General features: G+C 47.6%; 21 protein-coding genes. 13 read left to right on the top strand and 8 right to left on the bottom strand.

From position 1 onward, the window contains the following. Positions 1-85 precede the first annotated feature (85 nt). The 3 genes from BLR88_RS02915 to BLR88_RS02905 are packed head-to-tail and all read right to left on the bottom strand — an operon-like array spanning position 86 to position 4393. Positions 86-1537: a sigma-54-dependent transcriptional regulator gene (locus BLR88_RS02915; protein ID WP_057899013.1), complete on the bottom strand. Its 1452-nt coding sequence runs from the start codon at positions 1535-1537 to the stop codon at positions 86-88. 14 nt (positions 1538-1551) lie between these two features. Next, positions 1552-3231, bottom strand: a complete 1680-nt coding sequence (locus BLR88_RS02910) for a GAF domain-containing sensor histidine kinase (protein WP_322787637.1) — start codon at positions 3229-3231, stop codon at positions 1552-1554. Positions 3232-3244: 13 nt separating this feature from the next. Next, the gene (locus BLR88_RS02905) at positions 3245-4393 is read right to left on the bottom strand and encodes an iron-containing alcohol dehydrogenase (RefSeq protein ID WP_057899012.1); all 1149 of its coding nucleotides are present in this window, start codon (positions 4391-4393) and stop codon (positions 3245-3247) included. A 321-nt stretch (positions 4394-4714) separates the two neighbouring features. Here BLR88_RS02905 and BLR88_RS02895 point away from each other — a divergent pair, with 321 nt between their 5' ends. Beyond that, positions 4715-5872, top strand: coding sequence for an iron-containing alcohol dehydrogenase (locus tag BLR88_RS02895; protein WP_057899010.1), 1158 nt, complete (start codon positions 4715-4717; stop codon positions 5870-5872). A gap of 110 nt (positions 5873-5982) precedes the next feature. Here the strand turns inward: BLR88_RS02895 and BLR88_RS02890 are convergent, their stop codons facing one another. Next, on the bottom strand, positions 5983-7572 hold the full coding sequence (locus tag BLR88_RS02890) for a sigma-54 interaction domain-containing protein (protein ID WP_175493545.1): 1590 nt from the start codon (positions 7570-7572) through the stop codon (positions 5983-5985). A gap of 208 nt (positions 7573-7780) precedes the next feature. On the opposite strand from BLR88_RS02890, the gene BLR88_RS02885 reads away from it, so the two are divergent. From BLR88_RS02885 to BLR88_RS19325, 10 genes are all read left to right on the top strand, one after another. After that, entirely contained in the window at positions 7781-8692 is a 912-nt protein-coding gene (locus tag BLR88_RS02885; RefSeq protein WP_091259921.1) for a proline dehydrogenase family protein, read from the top strand. A gap of 201 nt (positions 8693-8893) precedes the next feature. Next, on the top strand, positions 8894-9385 hold the full coding sequence (locus tag BLR88_RS02880; RefSeq protein ID WP_057899009.1) for a hypothetical protein: 492 nt from the start codon (positions 8894-8896) through the stop codon (positions 9383-9385). A 392-nt stretch (positions 9386-9777) separates the two neighbouring features. Next, positions 9778-10578 (top strand): hydroxyethylthiazole kinase, encoded by an 801-nt coding sequence (gene thiM / locus BLR88_RS02875; RefSeq protein WP_057899008.1) that lies wholly within the window; start codon positions 9778-9780, stop codon positions 10576-10578. A 27-nt stretch (positions 10579-10605) separates the two neighbouring features. Then, complete coding sequence (gene thiE / locus BLR88_RS02870; RefSeq protein WP_057899007.1) at positions 10606-11256, top strand: thiamine phosphate synthase; 651 nt, start codon at positions 10606-10608, stop codon at positions 11254-11256. 194 nt (positions 11257-11450) lie between these two features. Then, a complete protein-coding gene (locus BLR88_RS02865) occupies positions 11451-13433 on the top strand; it encodes a DNA gyrase/topoisomerase IV subunit B (RefSeq protein WP_175493543.1) in 1983 nt (660 codons plus the stop codon). Between the two features lie 7 nt (positions 13434-13440). Beyond that, positions 13441-15936, top strand: coding sequence for a DNA topoisomerase IV subunit A (gene parC / locus BLR88_RS02860; protein ID WP_082706007.1), 2496 nt, complete (start codon positions 13441-13443; stop codon positions 15934-15936). A 150-nt stretch (positions 15937-16086) separates the two neighbouring features. Beyond that, positions 16087-16485, top strand: coding sequence for a S1 RNA-binding domain-containing protein (locus BLR88_RS02855; protein ID WP_057899006.1), 399 nt, complete (start codon positions 16087-16089; stop codon positions 16483-16485). Between the two features lie 102 nt (positions 16486-16587). Next, positions 16588-17502, top strand: coding sequence for an aspartate carbamoyltransferase (pyrB, locus tag BLR88_RS02850; RefSeq protein WP_408863343.1), 915 nt, complete (start codon positions 16588-16590; stop codon positions 17500-17502). Positions 17503-17580: 78 nt separating this feature from the next. Then, positions 17581-19476: an oligoendopeptidase F gene (gene pepF / locus BLR88_RS02845; protein WP_175493542.1), complete on the top strand. Its 1896-nt coding sequence runs from the start codon at positions 17581-17583 to the stop codon at positions 19474-19476. 128 nt (positions 19477-19604) lie between these two features. After that, positions 19605-19865 (top strand): hypothetical protein, encoded by a 261-nt coding sequence (locus BLR88_RS19325; RefSeq protein ID WP_057899004.1) that lies wholly within the window; start codon positions 19605-19607, stop codon positions 19863-19865. Between the two features lie 84 nt (positions 19866-19949). Here BLR88_RS19325 and leuD read toward each other — a convergent pair whose 3' ends face one another. After that, complete coding sequence (gene leuD, locus BLR88_RS02835) at positions 19950-20558, bottom strand: 3-isopropylmalate dehydratase small subunit (RefSeq protein ID WP_091259891.1); 609 nt, start codon at positions 20556-20558, stop codon at positions 19950-19952. Beyond that, positions 20545-21984 (bottom strand): 3-isopropylmalate dehydratase large subunit, encoded by a 1440-nt coding sequence (leuC, locus tag BLR88_RS02830; protein WP_057899002.1) that lies wholly within the window; start codon positions 21982-21984, stop codon positions 20545-20547. Before leuC ends, leuD begins: the two co-directional genes overlap by 14 nt. A 143-nt stretch (positions 21985-22127) precedes the next feature. On the opposite strand from leuC, the gene BLR88_RS02825 reads away from it, so the two are divergent. Next, on the top strand, positions 22128-23036 hold the full coding sequence (locus BLR88_RS02825) for a LysR family transcriptional regulator (RefSeq protein WP_057899001.1): 909 nt from the start codon (positions 22128-22130) through the stop codon (positions 23034-23036). Here BLR88_RS02825 and BLR88_RS02820 read toward each other — a convergent pair. Then, positions 23002-24075: a CapA family protein gene (locus BLR88_RS02820; RefSeq protein WP_162265025.1), complete on the bottom strand. Its 1074-nt coding sequence runs from the start codon at positions 24073-24075 to the stop codon at positions 23002-23004. The two genes, BLR88_RS02825 and BLR88_RS02820, sit on opposite strands and share 35 nt — an antisense overlap. Before the next feature lie 163 nt (positions 24076-24238). Between BLR88_RS02820 and BLR88_RS02815 the strand changes: the two genes are divergently transcribed. Next, entirely contained in the window at positions 24239-24655 is a 417-nt protein-coding gene (locus tag BLR88_RS02815) for a hypothetical protein (protein ID WP_057898999.1), read from the top strand. Between the two features lie 63 nt (positions 24656-24718). On the opposite strand, the gene BLR88_RS02810 is transcribed toward BLR88_RS02815, so the two are convergent. After that, the gene (locus BLR88_RS02810; protein WP_057898998.1) at positions 24719-24937 is read right to left on the bottom strand and encodes a hypothetical protein; all 219 of its coding nucleotides are present in this window, start codon (positions 24935-24937) and stop codon (positions 24719-24721) included. Between the last annotated feature and the right edge of the window lie 137 nt (positions 24938-25074).

The raw sequence follows: 25074 nt of genomic DNA, 5'->3' as shown, positions 1-25074 counted from the left end.
CTCCGTCATTTTTTCGCGAAAGTAGGTGGGTCGGCGTGCGGCCTGGCCGTTTGGCTTCGTCATGGAAAACGGACGCGCGGGTACATTACTTTCCTTTTTCATTCAGTAAATAGCGCAGGGTGCGGACGCTAATATTTAATAGACGGGCAGCCTTTTTCTGATTGCCCAGTGTTTCACGTAGCGCTTTCGTGACAAAGGCTTTTTCAATTATTCGTTCCAGTTCTTTTATGCGTTTCATAATCGATGGGAAATCGATGTGCTCTATGCTGCTTTGCCATTGTGCAAGCAGCTCTTGTTTCCATGATTCAAGATAGTCTTCAAATGGCAGAAGCGCTTGTCCTTCGTTCCTGGGAGAAGGGGAGGAAGTTTGAGATATACGGACTGGCTTAACGATGGAAGCAGGTAAATAATCGGGAGTAATTCTTGACGTTTCTCCATCTGCCAGCGTAAGTGCGCGTGCTACCACATTGGATAGTTCTCTTATATTTCCAGGCCAGTCATACTCTTGCATCAGAGCCAGTGTTTCAGAGACGAAGAACATTTCGCCGGTTTTGTGTCGTTTGGCAAGGTATTGCACGAGATATGGAATATCTTCTCTTCGTTCGCGCAACGGCGGAATAGAAAGCTTGACTACATTCAAGCGGTAGAGTAAGTCCTCACGGAATTTTCCCTGCCTGACCGCTTCATGCAAATTGACATGAGAAGCGGCAATAATGCGTGCGTCCGTATGACGGTGCTGTTCGCTTCCGATCCGCATAAATTCCCTTGTCTCTAAGACACGCAACAGTTTAACCTGAATGGAAGGGGAAGCATCGCCAATTTCGTCGAAAAATAACGTGCCTTTGCTGGCGATCTCAAATAATCCTTTGCGTGTTTGGGTGGCGCCGGTAAAAGCGCCCTTTTCATGGCCAAACAATTCGCTTTCCAGCAATGTTTCCGTAAACGCTCCGCAGTTGACCCCGATAAAAGGTTGTTGCTGTCGTGCGCTGGCGTGATGAAGAAAGCGGGCAAGCACTTCTTTTCCTGTACCGGTTTCTCCTTCGATCAATACGGTAATATTTTTGCGCGCAATTTTGTAGGCGAGGGATAGCAAATGATGCATCTCGGTACTTTGACCGACAATAAATCCGGTTTGTTCGGCCAGGCGCAGCATTTCCGTTTGTCGCTGATTCACAGGAGAGGTGAAGAGACTGTGAATCAGCCTTTCTAGTTCATCAATATCATCGAACGGCTTCTCGATATAATCTTCCGCACCGAGTCGGATGGCTTCAAGCGCTGATTTTACCGTACCGTAACCGGTCATAATGATAACTCTGCACCCGGGCATTTTTTCCTTGATGGCTTTTAAAATATCGAGTCCGTTCGTATCTGGCAGCTTTAAGTCGACAAGAGCGGCCTGATATGGTTCGCCGGCGAGCGCTGCCATAACTTCATATGCATTGCTAGCAAATGAAAGATGGATATCTTTCCTGTGCAGTAGATAGGAAAAAAACGTTTGTACCTGTGTTTCATCGTCAACAATTAGCATTCGATTCATATCATTTCTCCTTATCATTGTTCGTTTCTTTCATACAGAGCCGGAAGAATAAGGGTAAAGCAACTTCCATGTCCAGCTTTGCTTTCCATTTCGATGGTTCCGCCGTGCGCCCGGGCGATACCAAGGCTGACGGAAAGACCGAGTCCTGTGCCTTGTTGCGCTTCCTTCGTTGTAAAGAAAGGGTGAAAAATCTCGTCTTTGTTTTCTTCTGCGATTCCGCAGCCGTTATCCCTGATGTGCAGGCATATAAACCGTTTGTCTTTTTGAACGGTTTGGATAGCGATGTTTTTTTGTTTTTTCCCGTTTGCGTTGACGGCATCTTTTGCATTGAGCAATAGATTGAGAATGATTTGCTCGATTTGCTGGATGCTTCCTTCTATAAGCGGTAAGTCCGTCTGGAGTTGTACGGTAAGCGAAATATTGCTGCGCTCAATTTGATAACGAACAAGGCTGAGCACCTGATTGACCGCGTCATTTAATGAGCATTCATAAAACATGTAATCTTCTTGGCGGGAAAACGTAAGAAGATTTTGAATAATGTTTTTGCATCGTTTACCGCAAATAAGAATATCGTGCAGCAATTGATTCTTGCGTGTTCCATTTTCACTTTCCCGCAATAGAAGTTGCGTATTTCCAAGAATGGCTGTGAGGGGGTTATTTAATTCGTGTGCAACACCAGCTGCCATTTCGCCGATTGCCGCCAATTTCCCGGATTGGATTAGCTGTGCTTCGATGTGTAGCTTTTTTGTTACATCTTTTATGTAAAGAATCGCTCCGTACATCTCGTTCTCTTCATTCAGAACCGGATAAGCAAATACATCACAAATGCGTTTGCCGACAAGCTGAAGTTGTTGATAGGCGGTTTGCCTCGTACGGTAGCATTCGCTTAACGGGCAAAGCGTCCATGTATGAGTCGGGGGACGAAATAATTCGTCGTATTTTTTTCCATAAATTTTGGTTTCGGGAATGCGGAGAAATTCACAAACTGCTTGATTGAAACGAAGAATATGATAATCCATGTCTACATATAATAGCAAGTCCTTCACGGCACTGAACGTTCGTTCCCATTCCCGCTTGCTTTGTAGCACCTCGTTATAGAGCCGCGAATTTTCGATGCAAACCGCTAGTTGGTCGGCCAGTTGCTGTAGAAATGTTAAATCGGAATGATTATATGTATCAGAAGATGTACCGCCAAGGTTGAGCGCGCCGATAGGACGATTTTTGCTGAATAAAGGAACAGCAAGCATTTGCACGATATTTACATTTGACAAGATTCGTTCTTCTGCATAAAGCCCTTGTTGATCCAGAGAAGGGGTGACAGTATGTAACAGCACTTTTTTTTCATGAATGGCTTTCCAGCATAATGAATCGTCCGGGGTTAATAGGGTGCCTGGTGGAATGACCACATGGTTCTGTGGATAGGCGTTGCTTAGGATAAGGCTACCGTTTTCAAACATAGAAAGGGATAGGTAGTCAAAGGAAAAGATATTTTTCAGCTTGTCCATGACATTTTTCAGCATATCGTCTATGGACATATCTACATTGAAACTTTTTACAACCTGATTAATAATTTCAAGTTGCATATTCTTCTTTTTAATTTTGCGCAGGTTCTTTTTTAATTCGGTGTAGTAGTTGCGTTTGGAAGAACGGGCGCCTGTAAGCAGCTCGATAATATCTCGCTTGTTTTCCATCATATATAACCGCCTCCTATAAAGCTTTCCGAAAGATCATTTCCAGTTCATGAATGCCGATGTCACGGGGATTGGTAACCAGGCACACGTCTTCGCTGGCCGCCTGGCTCATTGGCAGGATTAAGTCCTCAGTAAATCCGATATCAGAAAGACGTTGCGGGATGCCGATGTCTGAAGCGAGTTGCTTAACATGGTAGACCGCACGTTTCGCGGCTTCGGCCGCCGTCATATCGGTAATGTTTTGTCCCATCAAAGCGGCGATTTGTCCGAACCGCTCGGGAGCGGCCAAGAAGTTATATTCCATTACATAGGGCAAAAGAATCGCGTTTAGCTTGCCGTGCGGAAGATCGAGATACCCGCCTACCGCATGAGCCATAGCATGGACGGCGCCGAGAATCGCATTTGAAAAGGCGAGCCCCGCTTGCAGGCTGGCCATCGCCATGGCCGCTTTTGCTTCCTCGTTTGTGCGTGAAGCGGTGGAAGCTCGCAAATGCTTAGACACGAGTGAGATGGCGTTTTTAGCTTGTACATCCGTTAGCGGAGTAGCCGCCACGCTGACAAATGCTTCGATGGCATGAGTGAGTACATCCATTCCCGTTTCTGCCGTTAATTCCGCATCCTTTGTAACCAGCGTTTGTGGATCGGTAATCGCGATGTCCGGTACAAGTGACTTGGAAACAATGGTCATCTTGATTTTACGGGAAGAATCCACAATGACGGAAAACTGGGAAACTTCCGAGCCAGAACCCGCAGTCGTTGGAATCATCAGAAGCGGTGGGAGAGGTCGTTTGATTTTATCGGCTCCTTCATATTCATGAATGATCCCGCCATTCGTAGCAAGAATCGCGATCGCCTTGGCCGCATCCATTGCGCTGCCGCCTCCGATGCCAAGGACGGCATCACATTCGCTGAACTGGTAGCGCTGTACACCTTTTTCGATTTCATAGTCTTTCGGATTGGATGTAATATCATAGAATAGCTCATAGGCTAATCCGCTCGCCTGGCATACTTTGATAATCTTTTCGACCCAACCGGCAGCCATGACGCCTTCATCGCTAACAATGAATACCTTATTGGCTCCGATCCTTCGACAGCATTCTCCTGTCTGATGCAAGGAGCCTCGCCCGAAGAGAATTTCCGGTGCAGCGAATTTAGAAATGTGCATGTGTCGCCCTCATTTCGGAGATTTGATACATTGTAACAAAAAATTGGCTAAAAGCGCCGAATTCTTGCTCTTTTTTCCCGCGATTTTTTGCTTCTGAAAGCGGAAGCGCATAGAAAACGCTTATGAAATATATTTTTTGTCTATTTATACTAATCGGAAAATTTGGCATAATCTTTGCGTTAGATGAATAGTGGAAGCGAAACAGCAGGGAGGGAACTTCCGCCTTCCTTCTTTTTCTTTCCTTCATAAGTAGAATTATAGCAACGGTGCAACGAAAAAGAAAATATTTTCATGTAAAGAATTTGAAAGGAGAGAAGAAAAATGGAAAATCAAGTGTTTGGATTTTACATGCCGGCTGTGAATATAATGGGGATTGGCGCGGCAAAGGAAATCGGGGAACGTATGAAATCATACGGCAAAAAGAAAGCGCTTATCGTCACAGATGCAGGGCTTTATCAATTTGGCGTAGCCGATCAAATGGCTGCCTATGTGGAAGAAGCGGGTTTACAAGCTGCGATTTTTCCCGGAGCGGAACCAAATCCGACGGATAAAAATGTAGAAGCTGGTCTTGCCATGTACCGTGAAGAACATTGCGATTGTATCATTTCACTGGGCGGGGGAAGTTCACACGATTGCGCGAAAGGGATTGGTTTGGTCGCCGCTAATGGCGGAAGGATTCATGATTATGAAGGAGTGGATCGTTCCCAATCGCCAATGGTGCCCTTGTTTGCGGTAAACACGACTTCCGGTACGGCCAGTGAAATGACCCGCTTTTGCATCATTACCGATACATCGCGCTCGGTAAAAATGGCAATTGTAGACAAGCATGTAACGCCAACGATCTCCATTAATGACCCGATGCTGACAGTAAAAAAGCCGCCTGCTTTGACCGCGGCAACTGGGATGGATGCATTGACGCATGCGGTAGAAGCCTATGTTTCAACCGCCGCCACCCCGATTACAGACGCATGTGCGCTTCAGGCGATTCGCCTGATTAGCCGGAATTTGCGCGTAGCCGTAGCAAACGGCGAAAACCTACAGGCGCGCGAAAATATGTCGTACGCGCAGTTTTTGGCAGGCATGGCCTTCAATAACGCTTCACTTGGGTATGTGCACGCGATTGCGCATCAGTTTGGCGGTGTGTATAACTTGCCGCACGGCGTATGCAATGCGATTCTCTTGCCGCATGTCGAGCGTTTCAACTTAATTTCCCGAGCCGAGCGATTTGCCGATATCGCTGAAGCCATGGGTGAAAACATCAGCGGCCTGTCGATGCGGGAAGCGGCGGAAAAAGCAATTGAAGCGATTGAGACGCTGGCGCGCGATGTAGGCATTCCGAGAGGATTTGCCGAACTGGGTGCTAAGGAGGAAGATATCGAGCTGTTGGCCGTGAATGCGATGAAAGACGCGTGCGCATTGACCAACCCGCGCAAAGCAACGCTGGAAGATATAAAAGAAATCATTCGCGCCGCATTTTAACATGGGACAGGTCGTGCACCTTGTCCCTTCCACACAGAAGTAAAACCGCCTCCTTGCTGTTCTTTTCTGCTTACGCAAACAGGAGAAGAGCAAGGGGGCATGATAGGACGCTATTCGATCTGGATATTGTATTTCTTCATTCTGTTGTACAATGTTACACGCGAGATGCCAAGTAACTGAGCCGCAGCCGACTTGTTGCCGTATGTTGTCCGGAGCGCTTCCACCAGCTCCTCGTATTCATTTCGTCCTGTTATTTTGCGAGGAAGAGAAGCTTGAGGAACCAGTGGTGTCTGGGAGGGGAGAAACCCTTCGGGAAGATGCTCCGGCTCTATCCGTTTTTGATCCGTTAAAATAACAAGGCGCTCCATCAGATTGCGTAGCTGTCGGATGTTTCCTGGCCACGCGTATTCCAGCAGCAATACGATCGTTTTCGGTGCCAACTCTGGAAACGGTTTGCCATATTTGACTGCAAACTCCTTCAAAAACAGCTGTGCCAGTTCCGGAATATCCTCTTTTCGTTCGCGCAGCGGGGGGATAGCCACGGATATAACATTCAGTCGATAGAACAGATCCTGGCGGAACTGTCCCGCTTCCACCATTTCCTCAAGGTTGCGGTTGGTTGCGGCTACAATACGTACATTGGTCGGAATCGGTTTATGTCCTCCTACACGGTAAAACTGCCGTTCTTGCAGAACACGTAGCAGTTTCACTTGTTGATCAAGCGGAAGTTCACCGATTTCGTCAAGAAACAGCGTGCCTCCAGCAGCCATATCGATCTTTCCTTTTTTCCCTTCGTGAACCGCGCCGGTGAAGGCGCCTTTTTCATAGCCAAACAGTTCACTTTCAAACAGGGCAGCCGGAATTGCGCCACAGTTCAGCGCAACAAATGGCCCCTCTTTCCGCGGGCTTGCGCGGTGTACCGCTTCAGCAAACAATTCTTTTCCGACACCGGATTCTCCGGTGATTAACAGGGTTGCGTCAGTATGGGCCACTTTTCGGGCCAGTTCGATTGCGTGTGTGATCGCTGTGCTGCGCCCTTTAATCTTATAGAACGGATCTTCCTGCTGTTCGGCGTATCGTTCGGTTTCCAAATTGTGCAGGTGGGCAGTCGTGCTGGAAAGCTGGTCATGCAGGCGCACCACATCGCTGATGTCCTTTTCTGCAGAAATGCCGCCGATAATGCGTCCAGAAAGTATTACCGGAGATGTATTGATAAGTACGTGTGCTCCTTCGCGTGGCTGATTGTAATGACGGGAGATGGAAGAACCGTCACGAATGCTTTTGAGCAACATGATCGCGTCTTTTTTAAAATGGCGGGTAATGTGGTGGTGCAGAATGTCCTCCGACGGGATGCGATACATTGCTTCCGCCTGTTTGTTCCAGCCGATCACGTTTCCTTCCGCGTCGACAATAGTCAGCGAATCATCAACCGTATGCAGCACTCCTTCATAGAACGCGAAGCATTCGCGCAGTGCGCGGGAAAGCGCTTGTACCAGCGTTTCCGCCGAAATATATCCGACCGTTTCCCCGGCTTCGGAGATGACGTCGACATCGATGGCGTCCGGCTTGTCTGAAATTAAGTCGAACAGGCGAAGTGTTTCTTTAGCCCGAACGGAAGCGAAACGTTTGGGCAAAGTGGAAAGCGGTTGCATAAGATTATGAAGGAGCGGGTTATAAAAAGAAAAGGGATATTTTTTCATTTGTAATCACCTAGTTTATTATAATTAACAAAGTTGTATAAAATATGGACGGAAAAACCGGGATGATTTACAAAAATGTAAAGGTGGTAACAATATCATTATACAATTAAAAGAAATGAATGTACAATTTTTGGCGCATGGATGGCAGGAGAGAAGCGATCCTGGGGATACGGGAAAGACGTAGGACAGGAAGGTGAAAGATATGATCATCGAGACGGCTATGAAAAAATTTTTTCTATTTCTGTCGCAAAACAGGACGCTGAATCGGGCGGCGAAAAAGTGGGGCCTTCGCTTCGGCGCGCACCGTTTTGTAGCAGGAGAAACGATTCGTGAAGCGATCAACAAGGTAAGAGAATTGAATAAGCAGGGGCTCGTATGCACGCTTGACCATCTCGGCGAGTTTGTCTCGAGCCGAGAAGAGGCGGTGGAAGCAGCTGATTATTGTATTCGTACTCTTGATGCGATTCACGCGGCAAGAGTCAAAAGCAATCTTTCGCTAAAGCTGACTCAGCTTGGACTTGATATTGACAGAGACTTGTGCCGCGTCAATATGCAACGTATTTTGGAAAGGGCGAAGAAATACGGAAATTTTGTAAGGATCGATATGGAAGATTACAGTCATTGTCAGATAACGATTGACTTGTTGCGTGAATTGCGCCGGGAATACAGCAATGTGGGGACCGTAATTCAGGCTTATTTATACCGGGCGGAAAAAGATGTGGAAACGCTGCGTGGTGTGCCGCTCCGGCTCGTTAAAGGTGCGTATAAAGAATTACCTGAGGTGACGTATCCGGACAAGAAAGACGTGGATGAAAATTATAAGCGTATCATTAAAGCGCATCTTTTGAGTGGAAGCCATACGGCAGTGGCCACTCACGACGATAAAATTATTGAATTTACAAAGCAGCTTGTTGCAAGGTATAACATTCCACGGCACAGATTTGAATTTCAGATGCTGTACGGCATCCGTCCCCAGTCACAACTTGAACTGGTGCGCCAGGGCTATACGATGCGTGTTTATGTACCGTATGGCAATGACTGGTATGGATATTTTATGCGTCGTCTGGCCGAGCGCCCGGCTAACGTAGCCTTTGTGTTGAAAGGAATGCTGGTAAAATAATAGGGCAAAAGACTCTTTGTGTTTTCCTATCCACTTGTCTTCTACGATGAGAAACGAATGAATTTTATGGCAAAAGCCTTGAATATTTATATAAAGAGGAGGGAATAAATCATTCTAAATAACTATATTGTAGATAGATATATGCTGTTTTAGTGCTCATTTTCGTAGTATTATAATAACAGGAAAATGAGGTGGACGAATATGGGCACAGAAAATGGATGCACGATTCATAAAAAAAAGAGCAAAAAAATTAGTGATTCAGTATTCACTTTCCTTTTTGGAGATTTAGTAGAGTCGGAAAAGATTAAGTTGTATATGGATGAAGTGACACAGCGTGTTTACGAAGAGAAGATGGAGCCGGATGAACTCAGAAAGAGCTTGTCGGAATTGACTGATCGTTATGTTATGGATGAAATGAATCCGGCTGACCAAGCGAGTGTGATTCGTTATATTAGCGCGTTTGCCAAAATAGAAAATAACGTAAAGGCCAATCTTCGTATCATGAGATTTAGAGAAAGGCATCGAGGGCTAGAACAGGAAGAATTGAATGAAGCGATACGGAAAATCATTTGCCAGTATCAAGGGACACAGAAGGTAATGAACGAATGGGTTAGACAGTATGCCGCCCAGAGGGGGCTTAGACCGGAATGGGTGGCGACGCCGGACTTAGAGTGGATCGACAAGGAAGAGTAACGGGGGCGCATTAAAATATGTGGCCCCTAAGTTGTGCTACATAACTATAAAAAAAAGAGCCTGGAAGAAGGCTCAATTGAAAAGAGGTGTGCCCATATGCTCCTAAGCTCGGGTAAGAGGCAGTGGGACAAGACTATGCTTAGTTTTAGAATACACGCAGAATACGAATTTTGTATCATCATTTTGTTAAGATTGTGTTAAAAATTGTCCCGGCTAAATGGCCGGGACCAAAGAGAATGGGGCTGCCACAGAATGTGGCATGATTTTGGAGATCAATCCACTCATTATACTACTATAGGTATGTAAGTATTTTGTTTTGTTAGCATTAAGATTATATTAAGATTGGCACAAGTTTTTTTCATGTCCGACTAAGATAAAAAGGAGGAAATGTTATGCTTGGACAGGAGGCTGCAGCTTTGCTTTTGAAGCTGCGTGAAAAAAAACCGCTTGTACATAATATAACAAACGTAGTGGTAACAAATTTTACGGCTAATGGGTTATTGGCGCTTGGCGTTTCCCCGGTGATGGCGTACGCTCCTGAAGAAGTAGCTGATATGGCGAAGATTGCGGGTGCCCTTGTGCTGAACATGGGCACGCTCACGAGGGAAACGGTAGAGGCAATGTTGATCGCCGGAAAATCGGCCAATAAGCACGGGGTTCCGGTTGTGTTTGATCCGGTCGGAGCCGGGGCGACGCCATTTCGGACGGAAATGGCGCGTCGTATTGTCAACGAACTTGATATTGCCATTATTCGCGGCAATGCAGCGGAGATTGCCAATGTAATCGGCGAGTCATGGGAGATTAAAGGTGTGGATGCCGGAGAGAAAGGCGGAGATACGGAAGAACTTGCCAGAAAGGCGACGAAAGCGCTGGGCACGGTTGTTGCGATTACCGGTAAAACGGACGTGGTGGCCGGGCCTGACAAGCTGTATATGATTCGTAACGGAGACGAGATGTTGACCCGGGTTACTGGCACCGGGTGCTTGCTTACTTCCATTCTTGGGGCTTATGCCGCCGTAGAACAAGATTTCGTGTTCGCGGCAGCCGCGGGACTTGCGAGCTACGGTGTCGCTGCGGAACTGGCGCGACAAATTGTATCTGCCCCGGGTTCGTACCAGATTGCACTTCTTGATGCGCTGTACAATCTCGAAGAAGCACAAATTATCGAAATGGCAGATATTACAGAAAAATAAACAAACAAAAGAAAAGAGAGGATAGCAATGAACCCAGAAGCATGGCAGGAACGTTTGGGCGTCTATCTTGTGCTTGGCATCGATAACGCGGGAGGACGTAGCGCACTGGAAACTGTCCGCCTGGCTATCGAGGGCGGTGTCGATGTTGTGCAATTACGCGAGAAAAAAGCCCCTCTCCGGCGGGTATTGGAAGTGGGGCGGAAAATGCGGGAACTATGCCGTGAGCACGATGTGCTATTTGTTGTCAATGACAGGGTAGATGTAGCGATGTTGCTGGACGCGGACGGAGTGCATGTCGGACAGGATGACCTTCCAGCGGGTGAGGCGCGTAAACTGATTGGTGACCATATGTTTATCGGTGTTTCGGCGTCTTCGGTGGCAGAAGCGCGCTGGGCAATTGAGCAAGGAGCCGATTATCTAGGAGTCGGCGCGATTTACGCAACCGGTAGCAAAGCGGATGCAGGCGATCCAGTAACGCCAGCGTTGATCGGGGAAATTCGCAAGTTTTCGGCTTTGCCGATCGTGGGGATTGGTGGCATTACTGCTGAAAATTGCGCAGAAGTTATGGAACAGGGGGCAAATGGCGTGGCCGTCATTTCAGCGATCGTCGGGCAGCCGGACCCGAAACAGGCGACCGTTCGCCTGAAGCAGGCGGTAGCCCCGTTTATCGGAAAATAAACAGACATGGAGCGGAAGCTGTATCCGCTCCGTTTTTCTTTCTCTTTTAAAAATTCTGCACACAAACAAACGTTCTTGTTCTTTGAAGTTTTGTGTATAATAGAAGAGGAAACGAACGGCAGCTAAATTGGCGAATATTGCTTTTCGCTATAAAAACAAGTACATTGTAATGAAAGAAACAGGAGGGGATAGATTTGAGTCATCCAAGCGTATCACTGAATGTAACAGCATATAGCGATGATGATATTCGTGTCCTCAAAGGTTTGACCGCTGTTCGCGTCAGACCTGGGATGTATATCGGTTCAACCGGCAGCCGCGGCTTGCACCATCTTATCTGGGAAATTATCGATAACTCCAAAGACGAGGTGTTGGCCGGTTATTGCGATACCATTAAAATTACGATTCATCCGGATAAAAGCATTAGTATCGAAGACAATGGCCGCGGAATCCCGACCGGGATGAATAAAGACGAAGGCATTCCGACGCCTACTGTCGTCTTTACCGTTCTCCATGCCGGGGGTAAGTTCGGCGGCGGAGAAGGATACAAGAAGTCAGGCGGACTACATGGCGTGGGAGCCAGCGTCGTGAACGCGCTTTCCGAATGGCTTGAGGTAGAAATTTACCGTGACGGCCATATCTACCGCCAACGTTTTGAATATGTGGAGGGAGCGGACGGAGATTTTAAAGCCGGTCATCCTGTGACCGACCTTGAAATCGTCGGCACGACGCGAAAAACTGGAACAAAGGTCACATTTCTTCCAGATAAGCGTATCTTTGGCGACATTAACATCCAGTATAACATTTTGCGCGAGAGGCTGCGCGACAATGCATTTTTGTTAAAGGGCGTCACCATTCATCTGCACGATATGCGCCCGGGTGCGCCTGGGAAGGAGACGTTTCACTTTGACGAAGGCATTAAAGCGTTCATTGAATATTTAAATGATGGAAAAAATACGCTGCACGATATCGTATATTTTGAAGGCGAAAAGGACGGAATTGAAATTGAACTCGCTTTTCAATATAACGATAACACGTCGGAAAACCTGCTCTCCTATGTCAATACGATTCCGACCATCGATGAAGGAACGCATGTGTCCGGTTTCCGCAATGCGTTTACGAAAGTGTGCAACGAATACGCGCGTAAGAACGCGCTTTTGAAGAAAAATGACAAAAACCTGACCGGGAATGATTACCGGGAAGGGTTGATGGCGGTGCTCAGCATTCGGATGGACGATCCGCAGTTTGAAAGCCAGACAAAAGACAAGCTGGGCAGCGAGGAAGCTCGGTCTGCGGTCGAAGCGTTTGTCAGTGAGAAAATGAGCTTCTTCCTTGAAGAGAATCCAGATATCGCCCGCTTGATTATTGAGCGGGCCATTGAGTCACGCCGCATTAAAGAAGAAATTAAGAAGGCGGCGGAAGCGTTGCGGGGTTCCGGAAAGAAAGGCAAAAAGAAGGGCAAGCGAACCATAAGTGACAAGTACACGCCACCGAGCAAAAAAGACCCTGCGCGCAATGAATTGTTTATCGTTGAGGGTGACTCGGCGGGCGGTTCTGCCATTAATGGTCGCGACCGCAGTTTTCAGGCAGTGCTGAGTTTGCGCGGGAAACCGATTAACGTGGAAAAGAAGAAAATTTATGAAGTCATTGGCCCGAACGGGAATGAAGAAATCAACACGATTGTCGAAGTTCTTGGCACGGGGATCGGTGATGAGTTCAATGCCAACGATTGCGCGTTTGACAAAATTATTATTATGACGGATGCCGATTATGACGGCGCGCATATTCAGATTTTACTGCTAACGCTGTTCTACCGTTACTTCCCTGAACTTATCAAACGCGGCAAAGTATTTATTGCGCAACCTCCGCTGTACAAGGTGTACAAGCAGGGAAAGAAAGGGCAGGAAATCATCTATGCCTGGACGGACGAAGAGCGAATTGTTGCGCAGAAGAAAATGGGCAGCCAGGCAGAAATTCAGCGCTACAAAGGGCTTGGCGAGATGAACGCAGAACAGTTGTGGGACACGACGATGAATCCTGCTACACGCAAGCTGATTCAGGTGGATTTGGAAGAAGCGTCAGAAGCGGAGCGAATTGTCACTATTTTAATGGGCGATAAAGTACCGCCGCGCCGCGAGTGGATCGAAAACAACGTGAAGTTTGTAATGGAGGAGGAATAAAGAGCTAATGTCATTACCGCATGAAGAGTATTTACAGATGAGCGTGCGGGATGTATATCGCTCCAGGTTCAGCGATTATGCCCGCTATATCATTTTATCGCGGGCCATCCCGGATGTGCGGGATGGCTTAAAGCCTGTGCAACGCCGAGTATTGTATTCAATGTACAAAGAAAAAAACACACCAGATCGTCCGTATCGCAAGTCGGCGAAGACGGTTGGTGACGTTATGGGAAACTATCACCCGCACGGTGATTCATCCATCTATGAGACGATGGTGAATCTGGTTCAGCCGCACAAAATGCGCGAACCGCTCATTGACGGGCATGGTCATTGGGGTACGGTAGATGGCGATACCGCCGCGGCGATGCGTTATACGGAAGCGCGTCTTATGCCGATCGCGATGGAAATGTTGCGTGATATTGAAAAGGATACGGTTGATTTTATTCCGAACTACGACAATACATCGAAAGAGCCGACCGTGCTGCCTGCGCGTTTTCCGAATTTGCTCGTAAACGGCGTGACCGGGATTTCCATCGGGTTTGCCACCGAAATTCCGACGCATAACCTGCGGGAAGTTATAAATGGGACGATTGCGCTGCTTCATAATCCGGACATTTCGCTCGATGAGTTGATGAAATATATTCCGGGCCCCGATTTGCCGGGCGGCGGCATTATCCAGGGTCGGGAAGAGATTAAAAAAGCGTATGAAACGGGAGCCGGTCGGATGATTATCCGCTCAAGGACCCATATGGAAAACGGCAAGCAAGGACGAAAGCTAATCGTGGTCGATGAGATTCCGTATACGGTGAAGAAAAAAGCGCTTGTCACGCAAATTGAAGAAGAAATTATTGAGAAAAACGTGGATGGCCTGCTTGAAGTACGGGACGAAACGGATCGCGAAGGCATGCGAATTGTGCTTGAGGTGCGCAAGGATGCTGATGTGGATGGCATTTTACACTATCTGTTCAAAAAGACAGATTTGCAGATTTCATACAGCTTCAATATGCTTGTGATCGCTGACGAGCGTCCCCAGCAACTCGGTTTGAAAGGCATTCTCGGCGCTTATATCGCACACCAGAAAGAAGTAATTACCCGCCGGACGACACATGATTTGGAGAAGGCGCGAAAACGTCTGCATATCGTAGAAGGAATCATTAAAGCGATTTCCATTCTGCGCCAGGTGATCGATACGATTATGGATTCGGACGGACGGGAAGACGCGCGAAATCGTTTGATGGCGAATTTTGCTTTCACGTATGAGCAAGCGGAGGCCATTCTTGATATTCGCTTGCATCAGTTAACACGCCTGGATATTAAAAGGTACGAGAAAGAAGAAAAAGATTTGAACAAGAAAATTTCCGCTCTGGAGGGAATCCTAAAGAGCGAGAAAAAACTGAACAAAGTGCTGGAAAAAGAACTGAGCGAAATCCGCGATAAATACGGCGATGATCGCCGGACGACGCTCGAAGATGAAATTGAAAACCTAGAAGTTGATATTTCTGTTACCGTGCCGGCAGAGGAAGTGATCGTTACGATTACCGAGGAGCAATACATTAAACGGACGTCGCTGCGTTCGTTTAACAGTTCCGGTGCTTCTATCGAAACGGCTGGCGTCAAAGAAAGCGACACGATACGCTATTTTTTCAGGACAAATACAATCCACCACCTGCTTTTATTTACGAATGATGGATATTTCTATCAGATTCCGGTTCACGAAATTCCAGATGGCCGCTGGAAAGACATTGGCACCAGCTTGGTCAATGTCTTGCCCCTTAGCAAAGAGCAGAAAATTGTGGCCGCATACAAAGTAGATTCACTGGATCGTGTAGCGGATGAATCGTTCGCATTTGTGACCGAAGGCGGTATGATTAAGCGGACAAAAGGAGAAGAATACAGCAAAACCCAGAAAAAGCGCGGCATTGTCGCGGTGAAGCTAAAAGACGATGATAAGATTGAAACAGTGCATATGTGTGGCGAGGAAGATGAGTTCCTGCTTGTGTCTTCCGGTGGTATGGCGATTCGGTTTCCTGTGGCTGAGGTGCCGCTGACTGGACGAAATACGGCAGGTGTGCGTGGCATGAAGCTTGAGGAAGGTGAGCGTGTCGTGGCTTCTTTCGTAGTGAAGCCAGAAGCGGAAGATGTGTTACAAATCATCACAAAAGAAGGGGTCATCAAGCGCACTTTCGTCACCCAGTTTACCACGCAGGGCCGGAGCGGTAAGGGCGTGCTCGTAATTCGGCGCCGCAAAGTGCAGCCGCATGAGGTGAAAGTTGCGTTCCTTGAAGGAGAGATGAAGCACGGTCTACTGGGTCGCACGGATAAAGGCCGTGAAGTACGGATCGACTGGGAGGCGTACTGCAAGCATTTATCAGTAAACGATCAGGGTTCTGTCGGACGCACCATGGTACAGCTTGATCCTGGCGAAGAAGTAGCGTCTATTTTGTTTACAGCGCGCGCGGAGGAAAAACAAGCCGGAGAAGGTGTGGACAGTTGCTCCGAGTAAGCAAAGGAGTACCTTTTTGGTAAACTGGAAATACTGTAATAGAAAAATGACGCATGATGACTTGTATTTTGCTGGCCGCAAAGTTCTTTATTATTCTTTTTGTTTCATGTATAGTAAACGTATAGTAAATTCTTTTAGGGGGAACATTTTTTGAGTAACATCGCTGTCGGCAATATTTTGGAAGGTACCGTTGTAGGAGTTCAATCTTTTGGCGCTTTTGTTAATCTCGGAGAGAACAAGCAGGGACTCGTCCATATTTCACAAATTGCTTCTTCTTATGTCGAGGATATTAACCAATTTGTCAAAGTAGGAGACAAAGTGACTGTAAAAGTGCTGGAGATTAAAAACGACGGTAAAATCTCGTTAACTATGAGGATCAATGAAGAAAAGAAGGATGACCGTCGCGCTTTTAAGAAGCGGGATGAGAACCGCAGTCAAGGCGGACGTCAGAACAGCTCGAAAGAAGATTTTGAAGCCATGATGAAACGCTGGCTGAAAACGAGCGAGGACAAGATGGGCGACCTGGGCAAGCGTGAAAAACGGCGCTGAACGGGACCTTACCACTCTTTTAGTAGATTCAACCACTCTGATTTTCGTCAGAGTGGTTTTCTATGCACTCATATACATATGAAAGGAGAAACCATCGTGTTACTGTACCATGTATTAGGAGCAAAGCAATTTACCCGTCCGGAATTGGACGAGATTTTTGTAAAAACCAAAGAAATGGAACGGGTGGTGGCGGAAGGTGGAAGCGATCGCTACAGCAATAAAGTGATGACGACACTTTTCTTTGAGCCGAGCACCCGGACGCGCCTGTCGTTTGAGTCGGCAATGTCCCGTCTTGGCGGCAAGGTAATCGGAACAGAAAATGCGGCTCAATTTTCGTCCACCATTAAGGGGGAAACATTGGAAGACACTATTCGTGTCGTATCCAGCTACAGCGATGTTATCGTTATTCGCCATACGGATATTGGAGCGGCTGAACGCGCTGCTGCGGTGGCGACCGTACCGATTATTAACGCAGGAGACGGCGCGGGGGAACACCCGACGCAGTCGCTTTTGGATTTGTACACGATTAAAAAAGAACTCGGCCGTCTGGATGATCTGCATATCGTCATGATCGGAGATTTGGCGAACGGACGTACGGTTCATTCCTTGTCTTATTTGCTTGCCAATTATAACAAGATTCACATTTCGTTCACCGCTCCGGAAAACGTACAAATTCCCACATATGTGAAAAAATATCTGGATGAAAAAAGGGTTTCGTACGAAGAAGAACACGATTTGGAGAAAGTGGCAAAAACGGCAGATGTGCTCTATCAGACCCGCATCCAAAAAGAGCGTTTTACGTCGCTTGACGAGTATGAGAAAGCCTGCGGCAAGTATATCATTGATAATGCCTTGCTCTCGGTGATGAAAAAAGATAGCATCGTACTGCATCCACTGCCGCGTGCTGGCGAGATTGCGGTCGAGGTGGATCATGACCCGCGCGCCGCGTACTTCCGTCAGGCGGAAAACGGCCTGTTCGTCCGCATGGCGCTCATTGACAAGTGTTTCTCTATGTAGAAGAAGAAAATTACATATTTCCCTCTTTCTTTGCAAAAAATTAGGAAGAAAATGCAGAGAAGGAGGCGGATGGGGGCAATGCGCAAAAAGTTGCTGATTCCGTTCGCAGGTATGGCGGTTGGTGTATGGCTGATTGTGGGCAGCGGGGGACTCGGGGTTCCCACATTCCGCACAGCGGAGAGAGCAACTCCCCCTACCTTGCACGAGCGCCCCGCTATTGCGGATACATGGGACCTTACAAGGTTGTACGCTTCATCAGATGCTTGGCAAAAAGATATTCAATCGATTGTGAGAGAGGCTGCGCTTATCGCTTCTTATAAAGGAAAATTAGATCATGCACATCATTTATATGAGGCGCTTTCGAAGCAAGAAGAAGCATCCCGTAAGCTAGAAAAGGCATATGTATATGCCCAACTACAATTCGATACGCATACTACCGATTCAATCGCACAGCAAAGATTGCATGAAGCGCGGCGGACGGCGCAAAAGCTGACGCTCGCCACTTCATTTATTGGCCCGGAGCTCGCAAGGCTTGATGACAAAAAGCTGGAACGGATGTACCATGCAGAAAAAAAGCTGGTCAAATATAGGCGCTATATTAGTGAGTTACGCAAAGAACGAGGCCATATTTTATCCGAGAAAGAAGAAAAATTGCTTGCGTTGACCGGGGAAGCGATGGGGACAGCCGCTCAGGCTTACCGGTTTTTGCTTGATACGGATCTTGCGTTTCCTTCCATCAAAGATGAAAAAGGAAAAAGCGTGCCGTTGACCCGCGAACGTTACGTTTCTTTCATGACTTCCCCGAAGCAAGCCGTGCGCCGCCGTGCGTTTGAAGCGGTCTATGGCACATACGCGCAATATGGGAACACGTTCGCTTCATTGCTTGCAGGAGAAGTAAGAAGGAATGTCGTATATGCGCAGGCGCGGCGTTATCCGTCTGCCCGTTACGCCGCGTTGCACGCATCCGACATTCCGGAAAGTATATATGATCAATTAATTTCAACCGTGCGCCATCGCATTCATTTGCTGCATCGTTATACGGCGCTACGAAAAAAAATGCTGGGGCTTTCAGCGCTGCATAAGTATGATTTATATGTTCCTTTCATTCGAGGAAAAAAGCGGGAGTACACGCTTAGCGAAGCGAAAACGATGGTGCGGGAAGGACTTGCGCCGCTTGGCGCAGAGTATCAGCAGAAGCTGGAGGAAGCATTTAGAAACCGCTGGATGGACGTCTACAGCCGCACAGGAAAAACGGGCGGCGCCTACCAGACTGCGGTGTACGGGTATCCGCCGTACGTACTTTTAAATTACAACGGAAGGCTGGATGATGTGCTGACGATGGCGCACGAAATGGGACATGCCATGCATTCGTATTACGCCAATAAGACACAAAACTATTTGAACGCAAATTATGATATTTTTGTGGCGGAAGTCGCATCGACAGTCAACGAATCGCTGCTTTTGCGCCGCTGGATTGAAGAGGCCAAGGATAAAAAAGAACGGGCCATGTTGTTAAACCGCTACCTGGACACGTTTCAAGGGACGCTGTTTGCCCAGACGATGTTCGCCGAATTTGAACGCGATATATATCAGGCGGCGGAGAAGGGAGAAGCGTTGACAGCCGATGATTTGGTGCGACGTTATCGGAAGCTGGTGGCCGAGTATTACGGGCCGGCGCTTACGCTAGATCCGAATGTTGGCTATGAGTGGGCGCGTGTGTCGCATTTTTATAAAAATTTCTATGTGTACCAATATGCGACCGGTTTTTCGGCAGCGACCGCGCTCGCGGATAGGCTTTTGCACGGCGGCCCAGAAAAGCGGGAACAATACCTCGCATTCCTGAAAGCGGGCGGCTCGGCACCGCCGCTTGATGTACTTAGAAAAGCCGGGGTTGATTTGCGGAACCCTGAAGTTATTTCACGGGCGCTTGATGTGTTTGAACAAGCATTGAACGAATTGGAGAAATTGGCGTAAGAAGTGTAAGAGAAGCGGATGAGCTGGGCTGGGAGCCTATTTTGTGCAAAAAGAGGGGCATTCGCTTTGCATGATCATAGTGTAGTAGCATATGAAGACTACATTAAGAATGAATGTGGAGGCTCATTATGGAAAACAAACAACCCGCTTTTACCTATGAACAGCATTCATTTCCGTACACTGAATATGTGTATCCTGTGTCATATCCGCACCACTATGGTTATGTACAGGATGAGCGCGGCTCGATCTGGCCCATTATTCCGTTTTTGTTCCTAACCCCGTTCCTTTTTGGACACAGTAAAAAGTATGTGCCGTATCCATATCCGGCACCGTATCCGTACCCCGCTCCGTATCCGACACCATATCCATATCCGTTTGCACCGTATTAAAAAGTAGCTGAAGAATAAGGAGACAGAAACCAGAAAAACTTGCGAGACATTTGTTCACAAGTTTTTCCGGCTTTTTTTAATGATTTATTGCGCGATTTTGTAATAGCTTGGATAATTTTTTTCATATTCGGCGATTTTGTCTTCATGCATCAGAGTGATGCCAATATCGTCCAAACCTTTGAGCAGGCACTCGCGGCGGTATGCATCCACACTGAACGCAATTTCAAGGCCCTGCTCATCTGTAATCTTATTGTTTTCCAAATCGACGGTCAGCTTATAGCCTTCGGTTTCTGTTATGTTGCGGAACAGCCTGTCCACCGTCTCTTCCGGCAGTACAATCGGCAAAATGCCGTTTTTAAAGCAGTTGTTATGGAAGATGTCCGCAAAAGACGGTGCAATAATTACTTTAAAACCGTAATCGAGCAAAGCCCACGGCGCGTGCTCACGAGATGAGCCGCATCCGAAGTTGTTGCGCGCAAGCAAGATGTGCGCTCCTTTGTAGCGCGGCTTATTTAATTCGAAATTCGGATTCGGGTTGTTGTTTTCGTCAAAGCGCCATTCATAGAACAGGAACTGGCCGAAACCGGTGCGTTCAATGCGCTTCAAGAATTGTTTCGGGATAATTGCGTCTGTATCGACATTGACACGGTCGAGCGGAGCAACCACGCTTGTAATCTTTTTAAACGGTTCCATGTGCTTTTTCCTCCTTTGCTTTTACTTCCCAGTTACGGACGTCGACGAAATGGCCGGCGATTGCGGCTGCCGCTGCCATTTCCGGGCTTACGAGGTGCGTGCGTCCACCGCGGCCTTGGCGTCCTTCAAAATTGCGGTTTGAAGTGGAAGCGCAGCGTTCGCCGGGAGCGAGTACATCCGGGTTCATCGCTAGGCACATGCTACAGCCCGGCTCGCGCCATTCAAAACCAGCTTCAATGAAGATTTTATCCAGCCCTTCTTTTTCCGCCTGCTCCTTTACCATCCCGGAACCTGGTACAACCATCGCCTGCACATGCGGCGCAACTTTGTAGCCGTTGGCGATTTTCGCTGCGGCGCGCAAGTCTTCGATGCGTCCGTTCGTACAGGAACCAATGAACACGCGGTCGATCTGGATTTTAGTCATCGGCGTGTGTGGCTCGAGGCCCATGTATTCCAGCGCTTTTTGTGCCGCTTTGCGCTCATTTTCCGTCGCAAAATCTTCTGGCGCCGGAACTACGCCGGTAATGCCGATTCCCATGCCCGGGCTTGTGCCCCATGTAACCTGCGGTTCGATGGTGGATGCGTCGATGACTACGCGACGGTCGTATTCCGCGCCCTCATCGGTCACGAGCTTCCTCCAGGCTTCTACCGCCTTATCCCATTCTTCGCCTTTTGGCGCGAACTGGCGTCCTTTTAAATATTCAAATGTCGTCTCGTCCGGCGCGATCAGCCCTGCGCGTGCGCCTGCTTCAATTGACATATTGCAGACGGTCATTCTCTCTTCCATGGACAGTTTTTTGATAGCTTCGCCCGTATATTCAATGACGTATCCGGTGGCAAAATCTGTGCCCCACTTTGCGATAATAGCAAGAATCAAGTCTTTTGCCGTTACGCCGAGCGGGAGGTCGCCTTCCACATGCACTTCGAGCGTTTTTGGCTTTTTTTGCTGCAGGCATTGGGTCGCGAGCACATGCTCCACTTCGCTTGTACCGATACCAAAGGCGAGCGCGCCGAAGGCTCCGTGAGTAGATGTATGGCTATCTCCGCATACGATCGTTTTGCCCGGGTGCGTCAAGCCGAGTTCCGGGCCCATGACGTGAACAACGCCCTGCTCTTTGCTGTCAAGGTCAAACAGCGTGATGCCAAATTCTTTGCAGTTTTGCTGCAACGTTTCAATTTGCTGACGGGAAATTGGATCTTCGATCGGAAGGGAGCGGTTTGTTGTTGGCACGTTGTGGTCGACGGTCGCAAACGTTAAATCCGGACGCCGCACTTTACGGCCCGCGAGACGCAATCCTTCAAACGCCTGCGGAGATGTTACTTCATGCACAAGATGCAGGTCGATGTATAGCAGACTGGGTTTGTTTTCTTCCGCGTGGATGACGTGATTGTCCCAGATTTTTTCAAACATTGTGCGTGGTTTCATTCGTCTCTCCCCTTTTTCTGTAATTGTTTATTACTTTTTTGAATCTTTATATAAGTTTTAGCATAGAAAACTGAAAAGTTCAAAGATATAATATTTATAAAATGTATAGGTTTTTCCTATAAAAATGAAGAAGGAAGATTTGAATGGAATTTAGACAATTGCTGTATGCTGTGACGATCGCGGAAGAAAAAAGTTTTTCAAAAGCGGCGGAAAAGTTGCATTTAGCGCAACCATCGCTTAGCCAGCAAATCGCCAAGTTGGAGAAGGAATTGGATGTTATTTTATTTGAGCGTTCAAGTTCGACCCGCCTGACCGATGCAGGAGAGCGTTTTTATGAATCGGCGACGAGAATTCTTGATGCGGTGGAGCAATTGAAAAAAGAGATGCAGGATATGGTGGAATTGGAAAAAGGGACGCTTACGGTCGGTAGTCTGCCCATTACGGGAGCACACATTTTGCCGCTCGTACTTCCCGTGTTTAAAAGAAAGTATCCTGGCATCCAGGTGCGTTTGGTTGAAGAACCGACCCTTGTGTTGGAGCAATTGACGGCCCGCGGCACAACGGAAATGAGCCTGCTTTCACTGCCGATACAGGAGCCGAATCTTGAGTGGGAGCCGATATTGGAAGAAGAAATTTGTCTAGCTGTGCCACCTGATCATCCGCTTTCCCGGAGAAAGGAAGTAGAGATTCGCGAACTAAATGCTGAAGCGTTTATTATGCTGAAAAAGGGCCAGGGGTTTCGCACCCTGGCCGCCAAATGGTGTGAAGAAGCGGGATTCGTTCCGCAAGTTGTATTTGAAAGCAGCAACATTGAAACCGTACAGTCGCTTGTGGCCGCAGGAATGGGGATTGCCTTTGTCCCCAGAATGATCACGCGTTTCTCGAAAGAGGAGATGCTGCCCGTGTATGTATCGTTGCGTGATCCGACGCCGCGGCGCACGCTTGTTATAGCATATCGCCGCGGCCGTTACCGCTCGCGCGCGAGCCGTGCGTTTTTGTCTACCGTCAAAGAGGTGCTTAGGGAGATGGAACAATCGTTCCGTCGCTTTTAACTGTCGCTTTAGGTGAGATGCGGTCTATGAAGTTCAGAAAGCTTGCTTTTTCCGCTCCCGTCATCAGGCGTGGCCGTCCGTTTATGATGTGAGCTGGAACAAGATTTGCCTGTATGCGCTTGCCGTTGAGTGCCACTTCGAGAATCGCCGTCTGGTTACAGAGGTCCATTTTGCTTTTTGTGAAGACAAAATTGCCGAGCGAGTAGGCAATTAGCTTCCCTTTGTACCATTCCACCGGTTGCATGATGTGGGAGTGATGACCGACAACAAGGTCCGCTCCTGCATCCACCAATTTATGCCCCATTTCTGTCTGATATGCTTCAGGTACGGTCATGCGTTCTTTGCCCCAGTGGATAAAAACGATAACCATATCGGCATTTTTTCTTGCTTCCCGGACTTTGCTGTACATACCTTTTGGATTGTACGCGCTGGCAAGTCCCGGCTTGTTCGCGCCAGCCATCCAGCTTGTGGAAGGTAACACACGGCTATAGTTTAAGAATGCGATTGTTTTGCCGCGCTTGGTTATGTAGTGGATTTGCGTCGCTTCTGTAAGATTTTTACCCGCTCCCATGGGGATGAGCTTCGCTTTTTGCAGGTGCTTAATGGTATCGAGGAGCGAATCTTGACCGAAATCCATCGTATGATTATTTGCGAGTCCAACAAGATCATAGCCGCTATCAGCCATTGCCTGGGCCATGCGCGGGTCGGAGCGGAATGTGAATTGTTTATTTTGCGCTGCTCCTCTGGTTGTCAGTGTCGTTTCTAAATTGCCGACCGCAATATCTGCTCGCGCCAGTATAGGCTTCACGTCGGTGAACGGATAGCTTGTTCCGTTCTTTTTAATTTGTTTAGCTACCGTACCGGTGAACTGTAAGTCTCCTGTAAATGCCAGTGTCACGCGGTCAAGGCTCGTAATCATCACATCGGCGTTTTTGGTTTTGGCGTCAGCTATTACGTTCATTAAACCGCCCGCAAGGAGCCCGAGGGCAAGGATGCCTGCCGCAAGCCAAGCGAAGCGGTATTTTCGGTATGTTTTCATGCTATGTTTTTCCTCTCCCTTAGACATGTTCCTTTTATTTCCTTTCTATCCTTATAACATCATATCACACCTATGTTGAATGAAAAGATTATCTTTCAAAAAAATACCTTTGCGCATTCTTGGGCCCATAGTAAAATGAAAAGAAAAGAGAGGGTGGAAACCGTTGTTCTACGTTGTTTTGACTTTCCATCTGCTGGCGATCACGGCCAAGCTTGCCGTGCTGTTCTTGATTCCACGGCTGCGAAGCGTGGAGCAAACCCGGCGTTTTCTCGCCACATATCGGAAGTTGGACTGCGCGGCCGACGTAGTGCTCTGGAGTACGGGCATTGCGTTTTTCTTCGTTACTTCGTTTCAATATTTAATGCAGATGTGGCTGATTGTGTCCATGCTTTTATATATGTTTGTTTTCTATATGATGAAGCGGTTTCTTATGCGTGGTTTGGTAGAAGTAGCAAACAGTCGCAAAATTTATGCCGAGAAAGAATTGAAAACGCTTCGTTTTCAGAACCTGTGTGTCGGACTTTTTTCCATATTTTTAATGGGCTGTATCGCGTTTATGATGATGAACAAACCGTTCTAAATACGGTTGAAAAAAGAAAAAGCAGGGATGGGAAATTGCCTATCCCTGCTTTCATTTATGCCGTTAGTTAACCCATTCGGCCACGGTTTGCTTCGCTTCTTCCAGTTCGCTTTCATGCACATAGATAGCGGCCCTTTTTTCCACAAATGTCCGGATTCCTTTCTCTTCCAGACGTCGTTGCATAGCTCGTAACCGGAAGTCGTTGCGGTCAAGGAACACAACAACCCATCCTTCTTCCGGTTTTGCTGTACTGCTGAACATTCTGCGCAGTTTCTTCAACACGTTAAGATTCACCACCTTAGGATGCCTAAGTTTGTATAGTATGATCTTCGAAGCGTGGGTGGTTTTTTTGACCGGGGAAACGAGCGGAGCCGTTTGTCTTTCATGCCTGTACACAATCTATACAAATACGTATTGTC

The sequence above is a fragment of the Aneurinibacillus thermoaerophilus genome, assembly GCF_900099925.1.
GTDB lineage: Bacteria > Bacillota > Bacilli > Aneurinibacillales > Aneurinibacillaceae > Aneurinibacillus > Aneurinibacillus thermoaerophilus.
The sequence above is the reverse complement of the archived record's forward strand: the minus strand, read 5'-3'. Positions and strand labels throughout refer to the sequence as shown.

Bases quoted from the DNA above. Each gene is read 5' to 3' on its own strand.
- BLR88_RS02915 (WP_057899013.1), bottom strand. From the start codon at position 1,537: ATGAATCGAATGCTAATTGTTGACGATGAAACACAGGTACAAACGTTT.
- BLR88_RS02910 (WP_322787637.1), bottom strand. From the start codon at position 3,231: ATGATGGAAAACAAGCGAGATATTATCGAGCTGCTTACAGGCGCCCGT.
- BLR88_RS02905 (WP_057899012.1), bottom strand. From the start codon at position 4,393: ATGCACATTTCTAAATTCGCTGCACCGGAAATTCTCTTCGGGCGAGGC.
- BLR88_RS02895 (WP_057899010.1), top strand. From the start codon at position 4,715: ATGGAAAATCAAGTGTTTGGATTTTACATGCCGGCTGTGAATATAATG.
- BLR88_RS02890 (WP_175493545.1), bottom strand. From the start codon at position 7,572: ATGAAAAAATATCCCTTTTCTTTTTATAACCCGCTCCTTCATAATCTT.
- BLR88_RS02880 (WP_057899009.1), top strand. From the start codon at position 8,894: ATGGGCACAGAAAATGGATGCACGATTCATAAAAAAAAGAGCAAAAAA.
- thiM (WP_057899008.1), top strand. From the start codon at position 9,778: ATGCTTGGACAGGAGGCTGCAGCTTTGCTTTTGAAGCTGCGTGAAAAA.
- thiE (WP_057899007.1), top strand. From the start codon at position 10,606: ATGAACCCAGAAGCATGGCAGGAACGTTTGGGCGTCTATCTTGTGCTT.
- parC (WP_082706007.1), top strand. From the start codon at position 13,441: ATGTCATTACCGCATGAAGAGTATTTACAGATGAGCGTGCGGGATGTA.
- pepF (WP_175493542.1), top strand. From the start codon at position 17,581: ATGCGCAAAAAGTTGCTGATTCCGTTCGCAGGTATGGCGGTTGGTGTA.
- BLR88_RS19325 (WP_057899004.1), top strand. From the start codon at position 19,605: ATGGAAAACAAACAACCCGCTTTTACCTATGAACAGCATTCATTTCCG.
- leuD (WP_091259891.1), bottom strand. From the start codon at position 20,558: ATGGAACCGTTTAAAAAGATTACAAGCGTGGTTGCTCCGCTCGACCGT.
- leuC (WP_057899002.1), bottom strand. From the start codon at position 21,984: ATGAAACCACGCACAATGTTTGAAAAAATCTGGGACAATCACGTCATC.
- BLR88_RS02825 (WP_057899001.1), top strand. From the start codon at position 22,128: ATGGAATTTAGACAATTGCTGTATGCTGTGACGATCGCGGAAGAAAAA.
- BLR88_RS02820 (WP_162265025.1), bottom strand. From the start codon at position 24,075: ATGAAAACATACCGAAAATACCGCTTCGCTTGGCTTGCGGCAGGCATC.